The sequence below is a fragment of the Methylobacterium sp. WL19 genome, assembly GCF_008040005.1.
Classification (GTDB): Bacteria; Pseudomonadota; Alphaproteobacteria; order Rhizobiales; family Beijerinckiaceae; genus Methylobacterium; species Methylobacterium bullatum.
On the sequence record NZ_VRVC01000277.1, the window covers coordinates 1 to 1,117 of the forward strand.

Annotated in this window: 2 protein-coding genes; both read right to left on the bottom strand. The window is 72.0% G+C overall.

From position 1 onward, the window contains the following. On the bottom strand, window positions 1-167 hold a 167-nt coding region (locus FV220_RS25025; RefSeq protein ID WP_056142052.1), incomplete at its 3' end, for a CsbD family protein. Between the two features lie 77 nt (window positions 168-244). Next, the coding region (locus FV220_RS25030) for a PhnA-like protein (protein WP_246689543.1) at window positions 245-1,117 on the bottom strand (873 nt) is incomplete at its 5' end.

Here is a 1,117-nt window from a genome sequence, read left to right on the forward strand (position 1 = left end):
ACACCGTCCTTGGCCTCGCCGACGGTGCGCTGGGCCTCGCCCTTGAGTTCCTGGGCCTTGCCCTCGGCGACGAGCTTGTCGTTGCCGGTGACCTTGCCGACACCCTCCTTGAGGTTGCCGACGGCTTCGTTGGCGAGACCCTTCAGCTTGTCTGTGGTGCTGCTCATGGGATGGCTCCTTGGGTTCGGGGTGATCGTCGAAAGGGAGGGGCCGGCCGGTCGCGGTGACCGGCCGGCGATCCCGCTCAGACGCGGCGGGCGTCGTAGCGATCGGTGAGGGTGGCGAGGGTCGGAGCGCCGAGGCGGCCGCCGAAGAAGCCGGCGAGGGCACCGAGGATCAGGGCGAGCGCGCCGTAGAAAGCGCCCTGGGTGGCGGCGGACTTGGCGGCCACGGCCGCGGCCTCGGCCTTCTGCTTGGCGCTGGCGACGGTCTCTTCGTACTGCTTCCTGTAGTCCTGGATCTGGGTCTTGGCCTGGTCGACCGGGATGCCCTGGGCCTTGGCCAGCGCGTCGGCGGCGCGGTTCTCGGCCTGGGCCTTCTGGGCGGGATCCCCCGTGAACAGGGCGCGGATGGCTGCCACGGCGGCGTCCTTGGCGGCCTGCGGGTCCTGGCCGGCCGCCTGCTGGCGGACGCTCTGCTCGATGCCGTCCAGCGGGTTGGTGATCTTGGACAGCGACGGGGCTGCGGCCTGCGCGGCGGTCTGCACGGTACCGCCGACGAGGGAGCCGGCGCCGCCGAGCGTGCTGGTCACGCCCGAGAAGGCGCCGCCGATGAGGCCGCCGGCCGCGGAGGTGAGAAGATACAGGACGACGAGGGTGGTCACCGCCCAGGAGACCAGGCCGTGCAGGCCGGCGGCGCCCGTCACAGGCTTGCCCGACAGGCGTCCGGCGATGAAGCCGCCCGCGAGAGCGGCGACGATGCCCGAGACGATGAACCAGACACCGGCGCCGAGCGACAGGGTCGAGGCGGCCGGGTTGTCGGCGGCGTTCGCTCCGACGCTGGACAGGCCGATGCCGACGCCGACCATGTTGAGGACGACCTGGGTCACCAGGGCGGTGACCGCGCCGGCGAAGATCGCGCCCCAGGACACCTGGTTCAGCAGGACGGTGCGGGTATC